The sequence below is a fragment of the bacterium genome (assembly GCA_035308905.1).
Taxonomy (GTDB): Bacteria; Sysuimicrobiota; Sysuimicrobiia; order Sysuimicrobiales; family Segetimicrobiaceae; genus DASSJF01.
In genome coordinates this window covers 19,646-38,719 of the sequence record DATGFS010000032.1, presented here as the reverse complement: position 1 = coordinate 38,719, position 19,074 = coordinate 19,646, and the positions used below count along the sequence as shown (strand labels likewise).

Sequence of the window (19,074 nt, the reverse complement as noted above, 5' to 3'; positions counted from 1 at the left end):
CTTAGTCTCCCTTCCCGGGCTCCCCGGCGGCGGTCCGCGACGCGAGCGCCGCCAGCACCTTCTCGGGGGTGATCGGCAGCGACGTGATGCGGATCCCGATCGCGTCGGCCACCGCGTTCGCGATCGCTGCGGCGGTCGGGTTCATGCAGATCTCTCCGACGCCCTTCGCGCCGTACGGTCCGCGCGGATCGTGGTGCTCCAGCAGCACGGTCGCCAGCTCCGGTAGGTCGCCGGCGCGCGGCGTCCGGTAGTCGAATGCGAACGGATTCAGCACGCGGCCGTCCTCACAGACCACTTCCTCGAGGAGGGCAAAGCCGAGCCCCATCACCATGCCGCCCTCCATCTGCCCTTCGACGATCAACGGGTTGAGGGCGCGGCCGACGTCCTGCGCGTTCAAGAGGCGCACCACACGGACTTCTCCGGTACCGGGATCGACCTCGACCTCGGCCACCTGGCACGAGTATTCGAACGTGTTGTTCGCGTCGCCCTGGCCGCGCTCGTTCAGCTGCGTCGTGTACCCGGGCTGCACGCCGGCTCCGTAGGGCTGCTCCCCCCGGCGGCGCATCGAGTAGTGCACCAGGTCCGCGAACGCCAGCGCCCGCGCCGGCGCGCCGCGGACGGACACCTTGCCGTCGGCGCAGTCGAGATCGTGCGGATCGGCTTCCAGCATCTCCGCGGCGACGGCGATCAACTTCTGCCGCAGGTCGAGCGAGGCCGCCCGCACGGCGTTGCCGACGAAGTATGTCGTGCGGCTGGCCGACGCCCCGAGATCCTGGGGCACGCCGTCTGTCGTCTTCGGCGCGATCGCGATCGCGTCGCGCGGCAGCCCGAGGGCTTCCGCGACCACCTGGCTCAAGGCGGTATCGATGCCCTGCCCGACGTCGGCCGCCCCGGTGATCAAGGTGACCGTCCCGTCCGGGTTCGCTTTGAGGAACGCCGCGCCCGTATCGGTGCCGTGCAGCGCCGGGCCGCCAAGCCCGTGATGGGCGGCGGCCATGCCGAGCCCGCGGAGGCGCCCGGCCGAGGCCCCGCCATCCCCCGGCTGCGCGGGCCCGCCGGCCCATGCCTCGCGCCCGGCGCGCCACCGCGACCGGAAGTCGCTGGCCTCGGCCGCCGCGGCGATCACCTCGCGCACGTGCACGCTGTGCCGGGCCGGATCGAGCACCTGGCCGGTACAGTTCGTCCACCCGGGCCGCCAGGCGTTGCGCAGGCGGATCTCCGCGGGGTCGAGCCCCAGCCGCGCCGCGCCTTCGTCGAGCAGGCCTTCGCGCGCGAACGAGATCTGCGGGTTCCCAAAGCCGCGGAAGGAGCCGCTCATCGTGTTGTGCGTGAAGGCGCACCGCGAATGGACGGCCACGGCCGGTATGGCGTACGGGCCCTCGAGATGGATCGCCGCGTAGACCGAGATCATCGCGGACATCGAGTTGTAGGCGCCGGTGTCGAGCCACAACTCGCCGTCCAGGAACGTCAAGAGCCCGTCCCGGTCGAACCCCAGCGCCAGGTCGATGTCGAACGGCGTCTTGCAGGTGGCCGCGAAGAACTCTTCCTCGCGGGTGTACACGCACTTCACCGGGCGGCCGGTGCGCATCGCCAGCACCGCGCAGTACGGCTCGACGGTCACTTCGCCTTTGCCGCCGAAGTCGCCGCCGGTCGGCACGAAAACGATGTTGACGCGGTTCAGCGGCACCTCGAGCAGTTCGGCGAGCTGCGCCTGGGTGCGGAAGGGCTTCCCCGTCGAGCACCACACCGTGACGCGGCCAACCGCGGGGTCGTAGTCCGCGACCGCGGCGTGCGGCTCCATCGAAAAGTGCTCGATGCGCTGTGTGCGGAAGCGCTCCCGCACGACGACGTGCGACCGGGAGCGCGCCGCGTCCACGTCCCCTTTCACCAGACGAAAATGGGTCGACTCGTTGCCCGGCGCCTCGACGAACCAATGGCGCATCCACGGCGCGACCGGATAGCCGGCCTTGTCGGGGTGCACGAGCGGTGCGCCGGGCGCGAGGGCCGCCTCGAGCGTGTACGCCGCCGGCCGCTCGTCGTAGGCGACGCGGATCAGGTCCACCGCCCGCTGCGCCGTCTCCACGTCCACGGCGGCCACCGCCGCGATCACGTCGCCGATGCACCGGACCTCGCCGCGGGCAAAGAGGTGCCGCGCGGAGATGCTGGTGCCGGCCATCGGCATCGACGGCACGTCCGCGGCCGTGACCACGGCTTCGACGCCGGGCAGCCGCAGCGCGTCCGAGACATCCAGCGCGATGATGCGGGCCGGTGCCTGCTCGGCGTAGAGCAGCCGGCAGTGCAGCATGCCGGGCAGGCCCATGTCGGTCGTGTAGCACGCCCGGCCGGTGGCGAATGCCGCGGCGTCGAGACGCGGCACCCGCGCACCGACCGGCGCGTGAGTGGCCTGGGAGCGGGTCACCTCAAGCGGCGCTTACTTGCCGACCTGCGCCAGCGCCGCGTTCAAAAAGGAGAGGTCGAAGTACCGCTGCGGATCCGCCCCCTTCGGGACCTGGCCGAGTCCGGCCAGGATGTCGATGACGCCCTGCATCGACCGGGGGCTCGGCGCCAGATCCCAGCTCGTGAGGTAGGTCTGAGTCCGGTAGAACTGGTCGTAAGTCTGACCGACCACCGCCGGATCCAGGTGCCCGAGATCCGCGAGCATCTTCACCACTTCGTCCTTGTGCGCGGAGTTCGCGGTGTAGCGGAACCCCATGATCAGGGCCTTCAGCGTCGCCACGGTGGCGTCGCGGTTGCGCGCCGCCCAATTGGTATTGTCGATCACGCAGGCGAACACGGCCGGAATATCAAACAGGCCGCCGAGATCGGTCATGCCCTCCCGCCGCGCGAGAAGGTTGAACGGCGCGGTCAGAATCGCCGCGTCGACCGCGCCTTTGGAGAGCGCCGCGTACCGGGCCGGCAGGCCGCCGCCCGCGATGAGGTTGTACTCGCCCTCTTTCAACCCGCCGTTGGCCATCAGCCGCCGGATCAGGGCCGTGCTGGCTTCCGGCGCGACCGTCCAGTGGGAGATCGTCTTGCCCTTGAGGTCCGCGTACGACTTGATGCCCGCGCGCGCGAACAGATTGTACGGATAGCGGTCGGTGAGGCACGCGATCACTTTGACCGGCGCGCCGTGCGCGTTGCCGTTGATGGCGATGCTCGCCTCGGGGATGCCGAGGTCGAGCGCGCCGCCGGCCGCGGCCCGCACCAGGTTGTCGTCCGGCCCGATAACCGTCCGCTGCAGCTGCACCCCCTGCTGCGCGAAGAAGCCCTTCTGCTCGGCCACCACGAGCGGCGCGTAGTACGTCGTCGACGGGACGCCGACGACGCCGAACCGCACCGTATACTTGGTCTGCGGCACAGCCGTCCCCGCCAGGCCGGCCACCAGTACTGCCGCAAGCATCATCGCGATCCCGCCGCGTGTCATCATGTGTCTCCCCATATCGCCTCCCCGATCGTTCCGATTATTCCGCCTCGGCCGCCGCCAGCACGGCGTCGAGGATCTTCTTGTAGCCGGTACAGCGGCAGATGTTGCCGTGCAGGTACTCCTTGATCTCGTCGACGGACGGCCGCGGATGGTCCGCGAGCAGCGCCTTGGTGATCATGATCATCCCGGGCGTGCAGTACCCGCACTGCAGCGCGCCGGCGTCCACGAAGGCCTGTTGGATGGGGTGCAGCGCTCCCTGCTGCGCCAAGCCTTCGCACGTCTCGACCGACCTGCCGTTGATCTCGAACGCCAGGTAGGTGCAGGCGCTGACGGGCAGGCCGTCGACCAGGACCGTACACGCCCCGCACACCTGGACGTCGCACGCCCGCTTGGCGGCCGTCAGCGCCAGGTCCTCGCGGAGAAAGTCAAGCAGCGTCCGGTGCGTGGGGACCGCCGCGCGGACGCGGCGGCCGTTGATCTGGGCGTCGATGGCCACGGTCTGCGCGGGCATCTCGTCCGCGCCGGATCGGCGGTCCTCCTGGATCATCCCTGTCCTCCCGCAACGGCGTGGGCGCAGGCCGCGGTCAGGGCGCGCTCCGCGAACACGCCGGCCAGATGCCGTTTGTAGCCGGCCGAGCCGTAGAGATCGTCCACCGGGTCGCAGGCGCGGCGCACCGCCTCGGCGGCCTGCCCGACCGCGCGCTCGAACGCGGCGCCTCGCAGCGGCGCCCCGGCCAGCGCGACTTCCGCCTCCGCGACGCGCCGGGGGACGGGGCCCACGCAGCCGACGGCCACGCGGGCCTCCGCGATCCCGCCGCCGCCGGCCGACGGGATCACCACCGCGCCGACGCCCACCGACGGCCGCTCGAAGAACGCGAACTTGCGGTAGTCGGCGCCGGCCCCCGCGGGCAACGCCGGCACCTCGATCTCCAGCAGCAGCTCGTCGGGCGCGAGCGCCGTCGTGTACGCGTCCAGGAGCAGGTCCGCGACGCCGATTGTCCGCCGGCCGGCCGCGCCGCCGACGGTGACCGTCGCGTTGTACAGCAGCAGCACGGTCGCGAGATCGGAATGCGGCTCGGCGAAGGACAGGTTGCCGCCCACCGTGCCGACCGCGCGCACCCGGACGTTCGCCAGGTGCCGCTCCATCGACGCCAGCATCGGGTAGCGCCCGCCGACGACCGCCGAGCGCTCGACCGCGCGGTGGGTGGCGGTTGCGCCGAGACGCAGCCGCCCGGCCCCCTCGTCGAACGCGACCGTCTCCAGTCCGAGGTGTTTGATGTTGACCAGGTGCCGGTAGCGCAGCAGCCCCTGCTTCATCGCCAGCAGCAGTTCCGTGCCGCCGGCGTAGATGCGGCCTTCGTCGCCGAGTCGGGCCAGCAGGCCCGATGCCTCGGGCACTGTGGTCGGCTCGTGAAGCTGGAACGGCTGCAGCACGCTACGGCCTCCTCGAGCGCATCGCCGCGTCCATCGCGGGTCCGCGCTTCGTAACGGTTCGAAACGCCTGCGGGTTCATCGGGCCAGACGCGCCGCGGCGTCGACGAAGCACGCCAGCGGCGCCGACGCGATGCCGGCGCCGACCTGCCCGACGCCCGGCCGCCGGCCGGCGATCCCGGTGTTGAGGATGGGCCTGACGCCCGTCGCGACGACGCGGTCGACATCGATCCCCACCGGCGTGCCGCGGAAATCGAGCGCGGGGATGGTAAACGCCGGATGCTCGCCGGCCGTGATCCCGTACATCCGCTGCGTGTGCGCCACCATCTCGCCGGCCCGCCCGCCGATGAAGCCGGCGATCGCCGGCGCCGCGGCCAGCGCAAACGCCCCGACGCCCGCCACCTCGGAGACGTAGGAGTCGCCCATCAGCGGCACCCCGTCGCTCTGCGAGAACCCCTCGAACATCCGTCCCACCGGCGGATCGGGGGGCGCGGTGATCCACGCCGCGCCGAGACCCGCGACCCGCAGGCCGAACCGTACGCCGTTTCCGGCCATCGCGGTGACGAGACTGCTCCCGGCGACCGTCCCGACGGCGTCGGTGACGGCCTTGCTGTGCGCGATCGACAGGTTGAGGAAGAAGTGGTCGTTGCCGCCGATGAACTCCAGACACTGCGCCGCCACGTCGCCTGCAAGGGCGCGGCAGAGATGCGGCGCGACGTGCCGGACGAAGAGCGCCGTCCCCGCCTTGTTACGGTTGTGGGCTTCGTCGCCCCGGTGCAGCGCCTCTCCGATCATCTGGCGCAGGTCGATCGGGCCGCTGCGCCGGAGCGCCGCCCCGAGCGACGGCGCGAGCACGTCGCGGATCCAGGCGAGCCGGGTGAGGACCGAGTCGTCGTTTGCGCCAAACCGGAGCACGCGGCCGAGCCCTTCGTTGATCGTGGCGAAGGCGACGTTGCCGTATGTCTCGTTGCGCACGACGAAGACCGGCATCGTCGCGGAGACGACGCCGGCCATGGGGCCCACCATGCCGTGATCGTGGGCCGGCGCAAGCTGGACGCGGCCGTCGCGCGCGAGCGCCGCCGCCTCGTCCAGCGTGCGGCAGCGCCCGCCGTACACCAGGGCGCCCGCAACGGCCGCCTGCATCGGCGGCACCATCTCGTCCCACGCGAGCGGCGGACCGGCATGCAGCACGAGGTCCGGACGCATACCCGGCACCACCTCGATCGCCGGCCGGACGTCGACGAGAAACGGATGGCCGCCGGTCAGCCGCTCGAGCGCGGTCGCGTTGGCCGCCCGCCGGGCCGGGCCCGCGCCGGAGACCGGCGCCGCCGCCTGCCGTTCCGTCATCGATTCGCGGCTCCCCCCGATCGCCATCCCCTACTCCGCCCGGCCGTCCGGCACACGCTCGCGGATCGCCCGCAGCACCTTCTCCGGCGTGATCGGGAGCGACATCACCCGCGCCCCGATCGCGTCGGCCACCGCGTTCGCGATTGCCGCGGCCGTCGGATCCATGCAGATCTCCCCGCAGCCCTTCGCGCCGTAGGGGCCGATCGGATCGCGGTGCTCCAAAAGCACCGTCGTGATCTCGGGCATGTCTTCCGCGCGCGGCACCCGGTAGTCGAACGCGTAGGGATTCAGCACCTGCCCGTCGCGGCAGACGACCTCTTCCAGGAGCGCGAACCCGAGCCCCATCACCATGCCGCCCTCGATCTGGCCTTCAACGATGAGCGGGTTGATGGCCCGGCCGACCTCCTGGGCATTGACGAGCCGCAGCACCCGCACCACGCCGGTGTCGCAATCGACTTCGACTTCGGCGATCTGCGTCGAATACTCGAAGCTCTGCACTTCGCCCTGGCCGCGTTCGTCGAGCGGCACCCCGTGGCCGTGGTGCACCCCCGTCCCGATCGGCTGCTCGCCGCGGCGGCGCATCGAGTAGTGGACGACGTCCGTCATTGTGAGCGCGCGCGCCGGCGTCCCGCGGACCGTGACCGCGGCCTGGCCCCATTCCAGATCCTGGCGGTCCGCTTCCAGCATCTCCGCGGCGATCGCGAGCAGCTTCTCTTTGAGGTTGACCGCCGCGGCGCGCGTCGCGTTGCCGACCGAGTACATGGTACGGCTGGCCGAGGCGCCCTGGTCGTCGGGCACGCCGTCGGTGACCTTCATCGCGATGGCGATGCGGTCCGCCGGCAGCCGCAGCTCCTCGCCCACGAGCTGGCTCAGCGCGGTGTCGATGCCCTGCCCGACGTCGGCCGCGCCGGTCAGCAGCGTCACGCTCCCGTCGGGATTTGCCTTGACGAAGGCGGTCGCCGTGTCCGTGCCGATGACCGCGGGGCCGCCGAGGGCGTGGTGCGCCGTGGCCATCCCGATCCCCCGCCGGATTCGCGGGCCCGCGGCCTCACGCACCGCCGGGGTCTCGCGGGCCGCCCGCCGCGCCTTCCAGCCGGCGGCGGCGGCGGCGGCCGCGATCGTGTCGCGGACGGTCACGCTGTGGCGCGCGGCGTGCAGGATCTGCCCGGTCACCGTGACCGCGCCGGTCTGCCAGGCGTTCCGGAGGCGGAGCTCCATCGGGTCGAGGCCGAGGCGCGCGGCGGCCTCGTCGAGCAGCCCTTCGCGCGCGAACGCGACCTGCGGGCTGCCGAACCCCCGAAACGACCCGCTCATCACGTTGTGCGTGAAGACGCACCGCGCGTCCACGGACACGTTCGGAACGACGTAGGGACCTTCGAACAAGATCGACGCGAACGCGGAGACCATCGCCGACATCGAGTTGTAGGCGCCGGTGTCGAGCCGCAGGTCGCCCTCGCTGAAGAGCAGGAGTCCGTCCCGGTCCGTCCCGAGGGCCATCCGGATGTCGAACGGCGTCTTGCAGGTCGCGGCGAAAAACTCTTCCTCCCGCGTGTACACGCCCTTCACCGGCCGGCCGGTCTTCATCGAGAGGACGGCGCAGTACGGCTCGATCGTGACCTCGCCTTTGCCGCCGAAGTCGCCGCCGGTCGGCACGTACACCGCGTTGACCCGGTTCATCGGCAGGCGCAGCAGTTCGCCCATCTGGATGATCGTCCGGAACGGCTTGCCGGTCGACGCCCACAGCGTGACGCGCTGCGTGGCGGGGTCGTAGTTCACGACGGCGGCGTGGGGCTCCATCGAAAAATGCTCCATGCGCTGCGTCTGGAACCGGCCCTCCACCACGACGGGCGCGCGCGCCCGCGCGGCGGCGGCGTCGCCCTTCCGGAGCCGGAAGTGGGTGGCGACGTTGCCCGGCTCCGCGACCCGGTAGCGCTTGAGCCACTGCGCGCCGGCGTACTCGGCCTTGCCGGGATGGACGAGCGGGGCCGAGGGGTCGCACGCCGCGTCGAGCGTGTGGGCGCCGGGCAGATCTTCGTACTCGACCTCGATCAACTCGACGGCGCGGCGCCCGGTCTCGTCGTCGACCGCGGCGACCGCCGCGATCACGTCCGCGACGGTTCGCACGTCGTCGCGCGCGAACAGATGACGCGCGGCGATGCTCATGCCCGTCGCCGGCATCGCCGGCGCGTCGGCGGCCGTGACCACCGCCTCCACTCCCGGCAGGCGCCGGGCAGCCTCGACGTCGACGCGGGTGATCCGCGCCGGCGCCTGCTGCGCGTAGAGCAGCCGGCAGTGCAGCATGCCCGGCACCGCCATGTCCGTAGCGTACCGGGCGGCGCCCCGCGCAAAAGCGGCCGCGTCGATCCGCGGCCGGCGCGTGCCGACGGCGGCGTAGGCTGGGGACGAGATCGTCGGGGCGGCCATCAGCGCGCGGCGCGGGACCCGGCCGCCGCCCCAGCGGCGCGCAGCTCGCGGGACGATAGCGGGAGCAGACGCGTGAGGTCCGCCCCAGAAACGCGAGACTGCGGCGTCATAGGCTCCCGACTCCGTACAGCGTTGTGACGGTGGCCGCGGTTGGCAGGATGTGCGGTCGCGGCGAAACGTCCGTGGACTACGGTCAGGAAGTGTTCGGAGGGGAAAATCGCCGATCCTCTTGTTTCAGGATCGCAGAGCGGCCTCCAACATGAGTGGGGGTTGGCGAGAGCGTCATAGACAGGCCAAACCCATGAGGGTATCCTTAACGGGTATCCTTGAAATGGAAGCAGCGATCGCGGAGGTCTCGCGGAGGAGACCGGCTGATGAGGGGGCAGGCGTGAACACCGAAGTCGCGGCAATTCGGAGCGGGATCCGGGTCGAATGGCTGACCATCGGCTGGATGGTGGTCGAGGCGGCCGTGAGCATCGGCGCGGGGATTGCCGCCGGCAGCATCGCGCTGATCGCATTCGGCGTCGACAGCGTCATCGAGCTGGTGTCCGCGGGCACGCTGCTGTGGCGGCTTCGGCTCGAGGACGCGGGCGCGGCCCCTCCGGCCCTGATCGAACGCGCGGAGCGTCAGGCCTCGCGCGTCGTCGGCGCCAGCCTGCTGCTGCTGGCTGTCTACGTGGTGCTCCAATCAGGGTACGACTTGTGGACGCGCGCGGTCCCGGAACGCTCGCTGCCCGGAATTGCGCTGGCCGCCGCCGCCCTGCTGGTCATGCCGGCGCTCGTCCGGACGAAGCGGCGGATCGCGGCGGCGATCAACAGCCCGGCGCTGCGCGGCGACGCGGCCTGCGGCGTGGTCTGCGTGTATATGGCGGCGACGCTGCTCGCCGGTCTCGTGCTGCGCGCGGCGTTCGGATGGTGGTGGGCCGACCCCGTTGCCGCGCTCGGCATCGTCTACTTCATCGTTCGCGAGGGCCGCGAAGCGCTCGCGGGGGAGAGCGCGTGCGGCTGCTGCGAGTGATGCGCAGTCCCACTGCAATCAGCGCAACGTAGCGGCACGCCGGCCTCACTCGGCGCCGCTGGGTCGAAACGCCGGGAGCACCTCCTTCGCAAACATCCGGATCTGGGTGAGCGCCGTCGCGACGTCGCGGTGGTAGAAGGCGATGTTGAACTCGGTCACGCCGACACCGTCGTAGCGCCGCAGCTGGCGCACGATCGTGTCCGGCGACCCGACCAACAGGAATTCCCGCTCCCCGTCGTTCGCCCGTCCCGTCGGTCGCCCACCCGGCACCGATTCCTGGCGCTGGCGCTGAGCGGCCTCGTCGGTTGCGGCGATCGAGCCGAAGATATAGCGAACCCCATCCGCCACCAGCTGCTCCAGCAGCGCCTGCTTGCCGCTCATCCGAGCCACTCTTCGTCTTCCTCCCGTCAACGATCGGCAAATGCCCGCACCGCGGCCGCGAACTCGGCGGGGCGTTCGTAGTAGGTGACGTGCCCCGACCCGGTGAGCTCGACCGAGCGGCAGCCGGGGATGGCGTCGGTGACGATCTGCGCAACCCGCCGAAGCGCCGGATGACTTTCACTCCCGCTGACGACGAGGCACGGGCACTGAATACGGGCCAGGTCCTCCCTGGAGACTTTATATGGAGGCATCTGAAGGTCGCCGAACAGCTCGATCTGATTGGCGCGGTAGCGGTCGCGAGCCGCCTCCGGTAGCGTACGCCAAAGGCCCGGGCACACGACCTCGAAGAACGCGTCAACGGCGGCCGCGGCGCCTCCCGCGGCGACGGCGCGCTCGATGTTCGGCTTGATCTCGTTCATGAACGCCTTGGCGCCCTCGGGATCCAGTGCCAGAACCGGGGGCTCGGAGAGCACCGCGCCGCGGAGCAATTCCGGATACCGGCGCACGACATCGAGGCCAACCCGGGCACCGCCGCTCGAGCCGACGAGGAGGCACGGCGCCAGGGCTAATCCTTGGATCAGCGCGGCCGTATCGTCGGCGTGCAGCTCGACCGTCCGCGCGGCGATGTGGCCGAGCGCGCTCCGTGTATGTCCGCGCCGATCGTAAGTGACGCAGCGAAAACGCGGCGAGAGGCGGGCCACCTGATCGGCCCAGACATCGGCATTCCCGCACATCCCATGAATGAAGACGATGGGGAGGCCGTGCCCCGCCGCGTCGTAATAAAGGGTCGTCCCGTTTACGGAAATCGTGGACATGACCGGTACGCCTCCGTCCCCTGCCGTAGTTGTGTCCCGAAGTACCGGGTTACGAGGAAGGCACGGAATTCGAGAAAGACGCCCGGCCAGGCGTCAGAAGTTCGCGCCGATTGCGATGAACGGCCCCTCCCACTGGGTGTGGCACGGACAGACCGCCACGCCGGAGATGCTGAGAGCGCTTTGAATCTCCTGAACGAACCGGTAGCCGACCTCGACATTCCAATGGGCGGCCGCCGTGTAGCGCAGGCTGGCCTGCGCGTCCCAGCCCGTGCCGGTGGCCGTCACCGACTGCGCGCCGCCGCCGACCGACCCGGATAGCCTCGTGCTGACCGATGGCGCATAGGCGACCCCGGCGTTGAGCCACCATCCCGACTGGAACGGATATGAAAAGTCAAAACCCACGCGCCCGCCGGTGCTGTCCGTGGTCAGCGCGGCGGCTCCGAGACCGGAGAGATTCCCAGAGTACAGGCTTCCCTTCGCCTCGCTGTAACCGGCGAATGCTCGGAACGTCACCGGTAGCTCGGGGTTCTCCGGGAGGGGGCGCTGCACCGAGTATGACACGTCGGCGCTCCAGATGGTGTCGGTCCCGTTGAGCGACAAGCCCACCGGGGCAGCGCCGGTAAACGCCCAATTTCCCTCGCTGCCGGTGACCCCGTTGAAATGAAATCCCCAGTGCGATCGTGCGTCGGCTCGAAAATCAATTCCGTACATTTGCGACGTCCACGTCTCCAGCGTGCCGCCGCCCGGCGCGGAGTAAAATTCCGACGACGACAGCCAATAGACACCCTGAATCGAGAACGTCACGGCCGGGACCGCGGTGTTGACCGGCACGGTATATGTCACCGACGATTGCGCGAAGACGCCAAGCGGCGGCGCGGATAGCGCGACGACGATGCTGATGGCGAGAGGGAGCGATACTCCCCGCATGCACTTCCTCCCAATCCTGACGGTAACGGCGTGCCGGGTATTTCGCAGTCTCCCGATGCCGCACCTCCGCTCCATGGGAATACGCGCCGGCTGATGGCGGTTGCCCGTAGTGAATGTCTATCTCGGTGCCCGACCGAATGAGCGCGTCACCCCAGCCCGGCGCGGTGATCCTCTTTGACGGCGTGTGCAATCTCTGCAACGCCTGGGTGAACTTCGTCATCGACCACGATCGGTCTGAGACGTTTTCTTTCGGAGCGCAGCAATCGGCCGGAGGACGGGCGGTGCTGGACACGCTGCGCTGGACCGGCCGGGATCTTGCCGGAATCATCCTCGTGGCGGACGGCCGGGCGTATACGGATTCGACGGCCATCCTTGAGATTTACAGGCGCCTCGGGAGTCCGTGGCGGTATTTCGCGCTTCTCCGGATCATTCCCCGGCCTGTGCGGGACGCGGTGTACCATTGGGTCGCGCGGCACCGGTACAAGTGGTTCGGGAAGTCCGAAACCTGCCGCGTGCCGACACCGCAGCTGCGGCGGCGCTTCCTGGCATAACCCACGTACGACCCCGGCGCCTCAGAGGCCGTGCCTGCGTTCCATCGCGGGCGGGTCGAGCACGGTGACCGGCGGAAGCGCGCCCTCCCACCGCTCGATTTCTACCAGACACTGCTGACCGCTGCATCCCTGCGCGAGCCGGGACGTGCCTTTGTCGAACGTCAGGGCGTTCGGGTTCCCGTGGACGCACATCGGCGCGGAGGCTCGAGGGTCGAGCGGATCGTACCAGGCGCCGGTGGAGAGCTGCGCCACGCCCCGTCGAATCTCGCGGCTGATGACGGCGCCCGCCAGGCAGCTTCCGCGTTCGTTGTGCACGCGCACGACGTCGCCGTCCGAGATTCCGCGGACGGCGGCGTCCTCGGGGTGGAGACGAATCGGCTCCCTCCCCTTGATCTTCGCCCCCTGACTGAACTCCCCGATATCCAACTGGCTGTGCAGCCGGGTCCTCGGGTTGTTGGCAATGAGGACGAGCGGGAACCGGCGGGCGAGCGGAGAGCCCAGCCATTCGGCGGGCTCGAGCCATGCCGGATGACCGGGGCAGTCCTGGTAGCCGAAACTGTGGACTCTGGCTGAAAAGATCTCGATCCGGCCGCTCGGGGTGGCGAGCGGCGCGCGGATGGGATCCTGCCGGAACGCCGAAAAGAGCACCGCGTCGTCCGGGCCGACCGGCAGCTCGACGCTGCCGGCGCGCCAAAACTCGTCGAACGGCGGCGCCTGGGCCGCGACTCCCGCGGCGGACTCCCGCCACTCCTCGTAGAGATGCCGGATCCACTCCGCTCCCGTGCGTCCCTCGGAAAACGGGTCACCGGCCCCGAGCCTCGACGAGAGCTCGGCGAAAATATCGTAGTCGTTTCGCGAGGCCGCGTACGGCGGCACCGCCTGGTGCATCGCGATCAGGTAGCCGTCGTTGGGCGAGGCGGCGATGTCGTCGCGCTCGAGCGTGATGGTGGACGGAAGGACGATGTCGGCATGGCGCGCTGTGGCCGTCCAGAATGCCTCGTGCACCACAATCGTGTCCGGACGCTGAAACGCGCGGCGGAGCCGTCCGAGGTTCTGATGATGGTGAAACGGGTTGCCCCCGCACCAGTAGACAAGGTGGATCCGGGGGTACCGGAGGCGCCGCCCGTCGTAATCGTACTCCTCGCCCGGTTGCAGCAGCATATCCGAAATTCGCGCCACGGGGATGAACGTCTCGACGGGGTTCGAGCCCTGCGGGAGCGTCGGCACCGGCGCCGAGCGCGGCGACCCCACGGCCTGCACCGAGCCGTACCCGAAGCCGAACCCGCCGCCCGGCAGCCCGATCTGTCCGAGCATGGCCGCAAGCACGACGCCCATCCACGGCACCTGCTCGCCGTGATCGGCGCGCTGGAGCGACCAGCTCACCGTCACCAACGTGCGGCACGCCGCCATCCGCCGGGCGAGCGCGCGCAGCGTATCCGCCGGCACCTGCGCCAGCGACTCGGCCCACTCGGGGCTCTTCGGCCGGCCGTCGTCGAGCCCGAGGAGATAGCGTTCGAATCGCTCGAACCCGACGCAGTACTTGGCCAGAAAGTCCCGATCGTGCAATCGCTCCGTGACGAGCACGTGCGCGAGCGCCAGCATGACGGCCACGTCGGTGCCGGGCACCAGCGGCTGCCATTCGGCCTCGAGAAACTCCGGAAGGTCATCCTTCAACGGGCTGAACTGCACGAATCGCACCTGCCGCCGGGCGGCCTCTCGCAAATGGCCGCGCACGGTGTGCCGCGTCACCCCGCCGGAGTTGACCGCCGCGTTCTTCAGGGGAATCCCGCCGAAGCAGACGACCAGCTGCGTGTTGGCCGTGATGACCGGCCAGGCCGTCGCCGAGTGGAGCAGTTCGTCGTGCGTGCCGATGACGTGGGGCAGGATGACGCGCGACGCGCCGAGGCTGTACGTCTGAACCGAGCGGGTGTAGCCGCCGAGACAATTGAGAAAGCGATGGACTTGGCTTTGGGCGTGATGGAATCGCCCGGCGCTGCCCCAGCCGTAAGATCCTCCATAAATGGCCTGCGGGCCGTATTGACCGATTACGCGCTTGAGCTCGTCCGCGAGCAATCGAATTGCCGCGGGCCAACCGACGGGGACGAACGGCTCCGCGCCGCGGCCGTCCGCCGGCCCGGGGCCGTGATCCAACCACCCCGCCCGGATCATCGGCTGCGCCACGCGCGTCCGGTGCCGCACGCCGCCGGGGATATTCGCAAGCAGCGGCGACGGATCAGGGTCCAGCGGATGCGGATGGACCGTCACGCGGTCGCCGTCGCGGACCTCCGCGGTAAAGACGCCCCAATGGGAGCTGTGCGGACGCAGTGCGGATGTCACGAGGTCCTCCTTGCCCGGCGGTCTCGACCGGACCGGCTCAGTACCGTTCCCACGCCGCGATGATGTCGGACGACGGCTGCACAAGGGCCAGCGGGCCGTGCTCGTTGCCGCCGATGAACTTCATCGCGTCGCCCGTCCACTCCCGCGCCGTCCCCCGGATGCAGTCCGCCGGCGCCGCGACGAAGAAGCCCAGGTTGATCGCGTGGAAGGTCGTGGGCAGGATGCCCACCTCCGCGCCCACGCCGGCGATGACGATCGTCCGAATGCCGTTCCACCGCAGCAAGAGCTCCAAGTTGGTGCCGATAAAGCAGTCGACGCGCGGCTTCGCCAGGATGATCTCCGTCTCCCGCGGCTTGAGCTCATCGATGACCTGCCACCCGCGGCTCTTCTCGACCACGCCCGGAGCCGCCGGCGCGGTCTTAGGGTCCAGCAGCCGTTTGTGATGCCGCCAGACCATCACATCCGAATACAGGCTTTCGGTCGAGTGCCCCATGTACCCGGCAAAGATGATTCGCATGTTCTTGTCCCTCGCGGCCGCGAGAAGTCTCCCGATCGGGGCGACGATGGAGTCGAAATCGATGCGAATCATCTTCCCGTCCTTGTCGGCCGCTCCAATCTCCCGCAGATCGTTCCGCATCTCGTGGACGATGAGGGCGGTGTGCCGCGGATCGACAATCTCTTCGAAGGTCTCCGGAATCTGCCGGCCTTTGTAGATAATCACGATCTGCTCCCCGTCACAGGTTGACTTGGTCCACGACGTCGTAGAAGCTCGGCCAACACGAGGCCGGGCTGGCGCCTGGCGTCGCCTACAGTCGGAAGCTCGGTGTCGGCCAGCAGGCCATCGAAGTCTAAAATGACGGACCCGAGCGTATTGGTCACGTGGAATCTGGGTACCCGCTCAGGACCGGCGCGGTGCGGCTCCCCGGTCCCGGGGAGCCGCACCAGCATGTTCCGACCGCCCTGGGGTTAGCGAGTGCACTTCGGTGGCAACATTCGCCGCTTTCCAGGCATCGCGCCAGAAGTTCCGCCAGCCGCGCTTCGTCCCCCGGCGGGCACCACTCACCGAACGGGCAAGGGTGGTCGCGGAATCGGTCCCGTCCAGCGCAGCACCGTCAGTCCGCCTCCGTTGCCGTCCGTCACGTACAGCAGGCCCGTGGCCGGATCCTGAAAGACCTCGCGCGTGTGACGGTCGCCGTGTTGATTGACGGCCCCGGGGAATCCACCTCCACAGGGACCGACGCACGGATATCGGGGCGAGAAGTAATACCCGATCTCCTTGGGAGTGTTCGGATCCGAGATATCCCACGCGTGCAGGCCCTGATCGTACCACGCCTGGTACACGAGCCCCGGTGATCTGTAATCAAACCACGGGAGGTGGCTTGACTGCACCGTCCCAGAGCAGACAAACTTTCCGGTCTTGTAATTGTAATTGTCGTCTACAGCCGGAATGCGCATGTTCGACACGAACTGCGGGTTCGACAGGTTCGAGATGTCCACGATCCGAGTCACCCCGGATGGGCAATCGAAAATCTCATCGTTGAGCACCAGAAGCTTCGGGTATTCGGTGGGATTCGCGATCACCGGCGCGGCGGTGTGGGCCCCTCCGAGGCTCCCTCCGCTGAACGGCGGCACGTAATCGAGCCGCGAGATGATGCGAGGCGACGATGGGTTACTAACATCCACAATGACCAACCCGGCATCGCGCCACGCTATGTACAAACGATCTTTGTGCTTGATGACCTCGTGGCACCAAACGTGCTGCGGCGTGCCGTCGGGATTCGTCTGGTCCTGGGCTGCAAACGTTTCGCCTTCGTGCTGCCCCTGAATGTGCAATGTACTGACGAGTTTTGGTGCCTGGGGATTGCCGTAGTCAACGATCACCAACTCTTGATTGCCGCCCCCGAACTTCGGGTTTGCGGTCTCCGGTGTGTTCGCGCACCCATAAACGTAGCGGTCATCGATGTCGAACCCGTGGGTCGCGCCGCCCTCGCGCGTGACAATGAACCCGAGGCCCCTCGGGGCGCGCGGGTTCGAAATGTCGTAGAATCCCAACCCGGCCTGTGCCAGCTGGCCCGTGGGGGGTTTCCGCGGATTGTCGCCGTTGGTGTCGTGACCCACGACCAGAATGTGCTTGGCATAGTTGACCCTGAGGTACGCACAGCGGGTGCCGGGCTTGCAGGGAATCACGGCCAGGGGCTTGAGATTGGCCGGATCGTGGACATCGGCGATGATAACGCCAAAGAGCGTGACGGGGCTTGCGTATCCGGCGAGGTACGCGACCCCGTCATGAACGCGCAGGGTGTTGAATCCGGCGCCGAGGCCCGTCGCCTGCGCAAATGGCGCCAGCCACGGTCCCTTGAAATAGCTGTGGCCGACAACCTGGAAGTTCTTGCTGCGGGACAACGATCGCGTCTGTTGCAAGCTCAGATTGAAAAAGTTCACCCCGGGTGGATTCGGCGTGATGGCCTCGGTGCCGACTCCCTGCCCGAGAGCGACCGTCGGTGGTCCAAAAAGAACGACGGTGATGAGCGCAAGCGCGATAACCGACCAGATACACTTACCGAGCGTGTCGCGACACTTCATCCGTCCCCCCCAGAGGAATGCATCTGTACAACGTCGATCGACACGGCGTTTCTCAGGATTCTCGGACATATCCTCCGCGAGACGTCTTCAGCGCCCGCCAGACGGACCCGCGTGCGAGGCGCGCCACCTCAGGAGCCAGCCGATGGAAAGCCCGCCGAGCAGGGCGCCCGTTGCCGCGACATAGGTGGTCCATGACGATCTCTGGTTCAATCCCCCTGGAGCCGCAGCGATGAACGTTCCCCAGGCATTCGTTGTCGCAAAAATCTGCAATGTAGACGGAACCGTATTGGCCGGAAGCGGCCGCCATTCCTGACCGATGTTGCGCATTAATATGGTTGCATGCATAGGATATCGCAACACGATCGTCGCCGGCTTGCGCAGCACGGCGAGCTCCCTGGACCTCGCGTACGCCGCCACTATCGCGTAGCCGTTGCCGTCGAAGCGCAGGCCGGGAGGCGGCGACGATAAGGATTTCGGGTCGACCGGCGTGATCCGGACCTGCACGGACGTCTCATCCGCGCGGCCGGCAAACGCGGCTTCCGGAACAACGACGGCGACCTGAGCATCGTCGGTCGAAATCGAGGCCGAACCGGAACCCGCGACTGTGAGCGGGATGGACGCAGTGCCCGGCGTCGGAAGCTGATTCCCCCGACGGAGGTCGGGCGGCGGCACGACCCATCGGTAGGGAAGCGGAGGCGCGTTGCCATCGTACAGAATGCGTCCCGGCCAGTTCGGCGACAAAGCCAAGAGTGCGGCGGCTGTGTAGAGCAACGTGACAACGAGACCCCGATGCCAGAGATGACGGTCTCGCTCTGCACGCGGCGGGGAGTCTCCTGCTGCCAACGCGGTCCATCGACCTCGAGGCGTCTTCCCAACGCCATCACGCACTTCGATAGGTTCCTACCCCTTGTTCGAGTTCGGCAAAGGCCTATCTTTGGGATCCTTGGGTTCACCAAGGGGTCGGGCGACCGCTCATCCGCCCCGCCAAGACTCACGCGGAACCGCATGGAGTGCGGCTGCAATGACTTGCTCGATGTCAATAATTCCACAGACGCCGAGTGTCCCCCCGTATTGTGCGCACAACATGGACGACACTTGAACAAGGATCATATCCTTGCTATTGTAAGGATATGGCCAAGGTGACGTCGAAGCTTCAGGTCACGGTTCCCAAGGCGGTGGCGGATCTCTACGGTATTCGCCCGGGTGACGAAATCGAATGGCTCGCTTCCGGGGACCTGATTCGCGTCGTCCCTCCGGGGAGGAAGATCAAGACAGTGAGCCTTGCCGAGCGCCTTCGCCGCTTCGATTTGGCGACGGCCAGACAACGGAAAAGGAATAATCGCTCCCCCGCGGCATCGGCACAGAGCCGGGGGTGGAACCGAGAGGACCTTTATCGTCGTGGCCGCGCTCGTTGATACGAACATCCTCGTCTATCGTTTCGACCCACGGTTCCCGGACCGCCAAAAGGTCGCAACTGAGATCCTGAGGCGAGGGATCGCGGAAGATTCCATCCGGGTTCCTCACCAGGCGATCATGGAATTTGTTGCGGCGGCGACCCGGCCGCTTGGACGCGCGGCACCACTTCTCTCGACACACGATGCGCTCCGAGAAGCCGAGGAAATGGTGGGACAGTTTACGGTACTGTACCCCGACGAGATGCTCTTGAGGACCGCGTTGCGGGGGGCCGTGGCGTACCAGCTGTCTTGGTTCGACGCGCATTTATGGGCGTATGCGGAGCACTTCGGCCTGTCGGAACTTCTGTCCGAAGACTTCCAGCATGACCGTCTCTACGGCAGCGTTCGGACAGTAAACCCGTTCTTGTGAAGAAAGCTTCGC

The 19,074-nt window shown here is 68.4% G+C and carries 16 protein-coding genes; 3 read left to right on the top strand and 13 right to left on the bottom strand.

Annotation, left to right across the window (positions count from 1 at the left end):
• Position 1 precedes the first annotated feature (1 nt).
• The 6 genes from VKT83_10210 to VKT83_10185 all read right to left on the bottom strand — a co-directional run bounded on the left by VKT83_10210 (position 2) and on the right by VKT83_10185 (position 8,626).
• Positions 2-2,377 (bottom strand): molybdopterin cofactor-binding domain-containing protein, encoded by a 2,376-nt coding sequence (locus VKT83_10210; protein HLY22826.1) that lies wholly within the window; start codon positions 2,375-2,377, stop codon positions 2-4.
• Between the two features lie 54 nt (positions 2,378-2,431).
• Complete coding sequence (locus tag VKT83_10205) at positions 2,432-3,427, bottom strand: ABC transporter substrate-binding protein (GenBank protein HLY22825.1); 996 nt, start codon at positions 3,425-3,427, stop codon at positions 2,432-2,434.
• Between the two features lie 34 nt (positions 3,428-3,461).
• Complete coding sequence (locus VKT83_10200; protein ID HLY22824.1) at positions 3,462-3,971, bottom strand: (2Fe-2S)-binding protein; 510 nt, start codon at positions 3,969-3,971, stop codon at positions 3,462-3,464.
• Positions 3,968-4,858, bottom strand: a complete 891-nt coding sequence (locus tag VKT83_10195; protein ID HLY22823.1) for a xanthine dehydrogenase family protein subunit M — start codon at positions 4,856-4,858, stop codon at positions 3,968-3,970. Before VKT83_10195 ends, VKT83_10200 begins: the two co-directional genes overlap by 4 nt.
• Before the next feature lie 75 nt (positions 4,859-4,933).
• Positions 4,934-6,202, bottom strand: a complete 1,269-nt coding sequence (locus VKT83_10190) for a DUF1116 domain-containing protein (GenBank protein HLY22822.1) — start codon at positions 6,200-6,202, stop codon at positions 4,934-4,936.
• A 30-nt stretch (positions 6,203-6,232) separates the two neighbouring features.
• Positions 6,233-8,626, bottom strand: coding sequence for a xanthine dehydrogenase family protein molybdopterin-binding subunit (locus VKT83_10185; GenBank protein HLY22821.1), 2,394 nt, complete (start codon positions 8,624-8,626; stop codon positions 6,233-6,235).
• Between the two features lie 388 nt (positions 8,627-9,014).
• Here VKT83_10185 and VKT83_10180 point away from each other — a divergent pair, with 388 nt between their 5' ends.
• A complete protein-coding gene (locus VKT83_10180; protein ID HLY22820.1) occupies positions 9,015-9,644 on the top strand; it encodes a cation transporter in 630 nt (209 codons plus the stop codon).
• 45 nt (positions 9,645-9,689) lie between these two features.
• Here VKT83_10180 and VKT83_10175 read toward each other — a convergent pair whose 3' ends face one another.
• The 3 genes from VKT83_10175 to VKT83_10165 all read right to left on the bottom strand — a co-directional run bounded on the left by VKT83_10175 (position 9,690) and on the right by VKT83_10165 (position 11,767).
• Positions 9,690-10,025, bottom strand: a complete 336-nt coding sequence (locus VKT83_10175) for a hypothetical protein (protein HLY22819.1) — start codon at positions 10,023-10,025, stop codon at positions 9,690-9,692.
• Between the two features lie 26 nt (positions 10,026-10,051).
• Positions 10,052-10,840, bottom strand: a complete 789-nt coding sequence (locus VKT83_10170; GenBank protein HLY22818.1) for an alpha/beta hydrolase — start codon at positions 10,838-10,840, stop codon at positions 10,052-10,054.
• A 93-nt stretch (positions 10,841-10,933) separates the two neighbouring features.
• Positions 10,934-11,767, bottom strand: coding sequence for a hypothetical protein (locus VKT83_10165; protein ID HLY22817.1), 834 nt, complete (start codon positions 11,765-11,767; stop codon positions 10,934-10,936).
• Between the two features lie 137 nt (positions 11,768-11,904).
• Between VKT83_10165 and VKT83_10160 the strand changes: the two genes are divergently transcribed.
• Positions 11,905-12,318 (top strand): thiol-disulfide oxidoreductase DCC family protein, encoded by a 414-nt coding sequence (locus VKT83_10160; GenBank protein ID HLY22816.1) that lies wholly within the window; start codon positions 11,905-11,907, stop codon positions 12,316-12,318.
• 21 nt (positions 12,319-12,339) lie between these two features.
• Here the strand turns inward: VKT83_10160 and VKT83_10155 are convergent, their stop codons facing one another.
• From VKT83_10155 to VKT83_10140, 4 genes are all read right to left on the bottom strand, one after another.
• Positions 12,340-14,655: a molybdopterin guanine dinucleotide-containing S/N-oxide reductase gene (locus VKT83_10155; GenBank protein ID HLY22815.1), complete on the bottom strand. Its 2,316-nt coding sequence runs from the start codon at positions 14,653-14,655 to the stop codon at positions 12,340-12,342.
• 37 nt (positions 14,656-14,692) lie between these two features.
• Positions 14,693-15,376 (bottom strand): isochorismatase family cysteine hydrolase, encoded by a 684-nt coding sequence (locus VKT83_10150; GenBank protein HLY22814.1) that lies wholly within the window; start codon positions 15,374-15,376, stop codon positions 14,693-14,695.
• Between the two features lie 338 nt (positions 15,377-15,714).
• The gene (locus VKT83_10145; protein HLY22813.1) at positions 15,715-17,238 is read right to left on the bottom strand and encodes a hypothetical protein; all 1,524 of its coding nucleotides are present in this window, start codon (positions 17,236-17,238) and stop codon (positions 15,715-15,717) included.
• 87 nt (positions 17,239-17,325) lie between these two features.
• A complete protein-coding gene (locus VKT83_10140) occupies positions 17,326-17,910 on the bottom strand; it encodes a hypothetical protein (protein HLY22812.1) in 585 nt (194 codons plus the stop codon).
• A gap of 726 nt (positions 17,911-18,636) precedes the next feature.
• Here VKT83_10140 and VKT83_10135 point away from each other — a divergent pair.
• A complete protein-coding gene (locus VKT83_10135; GenBank protein ID HLY22811.1) occupies positions 18,637-19,062 on the top strand; it encodes a PIN domain-containing protein in 426 nt (141 codons plus the stop codon).
• The last annotated feature ends 12 nt before the right edge of the window (positions 19,063-19,074 follow it).

What these genes read in the sequence shown, in the direction of transcription:
- VKT83_10205 (HLY22825.1), bottom strand. Translation starts at nt 3,427, where the DNA reads ATGATGACACGCGGCGGGATCGCGATGATGCTTGCGGCAGTACTGGTG.
- VKT83_10200 (HLY22824.1), bottom strand. Translation starts at nt 3,971, where the DNA reads ATGATCCAGGAGGACCGCCGATCCGGCGCGGACGAGATGCCCGCGCAG.
- VKT83_10190 (HLY22822.1), bottom strand. Translation starts at nt 6,202, where the DNA reads ATGACGGAACGGCAGGCGGCGGCGCCGGTCTCCGGCGCGGGCCCGGCC.
- VKT83_10185 (HLY22821.1), bottom strand. Translation starts at nt 8,626, where the DNA reads ATGGCCGCCCCGACGATCTCGTCCCCAGCCTACGCCGCCGTCGGCACG.
- VKT83_10175 (HLY22819.1), bottom strand. Translation starts at nt 10,025, where the DNA reads ATGAGCGGCAAGCAGGCGCTGCTGGAGCAGCTGGTGGCGGATGGGGTT.
- VKT83_10170 (HLY22818.1), bottom strand. Translation starts at nt 10,840, where the DNA reads ATGTCCACGATTTCCGTAAACGGGACGACCCTTTATTACGACGCGGCG.
- VKT83_10165 (HLY22817.1), bottom strand. Translation starts at nt 11,767, where the DNA reads ATGCGGGGAGTATCGCTCCCTCTCGCCATCAGCATCGTCGTCGCGCTA.
- VKT83_10160 (HLY22816.1), top strand. Translation starts at nt 11,905, where the DNA reads ATGAGCGCGTCACCCCAGCCCGGCGCGGTGATCCTCTTTGACGGCGTG.
- VKT83_10145 (HLY22813.1), bottom strand. Translation starts at nt 17,238, where the DNA reads ATGAAGTGTCGCGACACGCTCGGTAAGTGTATCTGGTCGGTTATCGCG.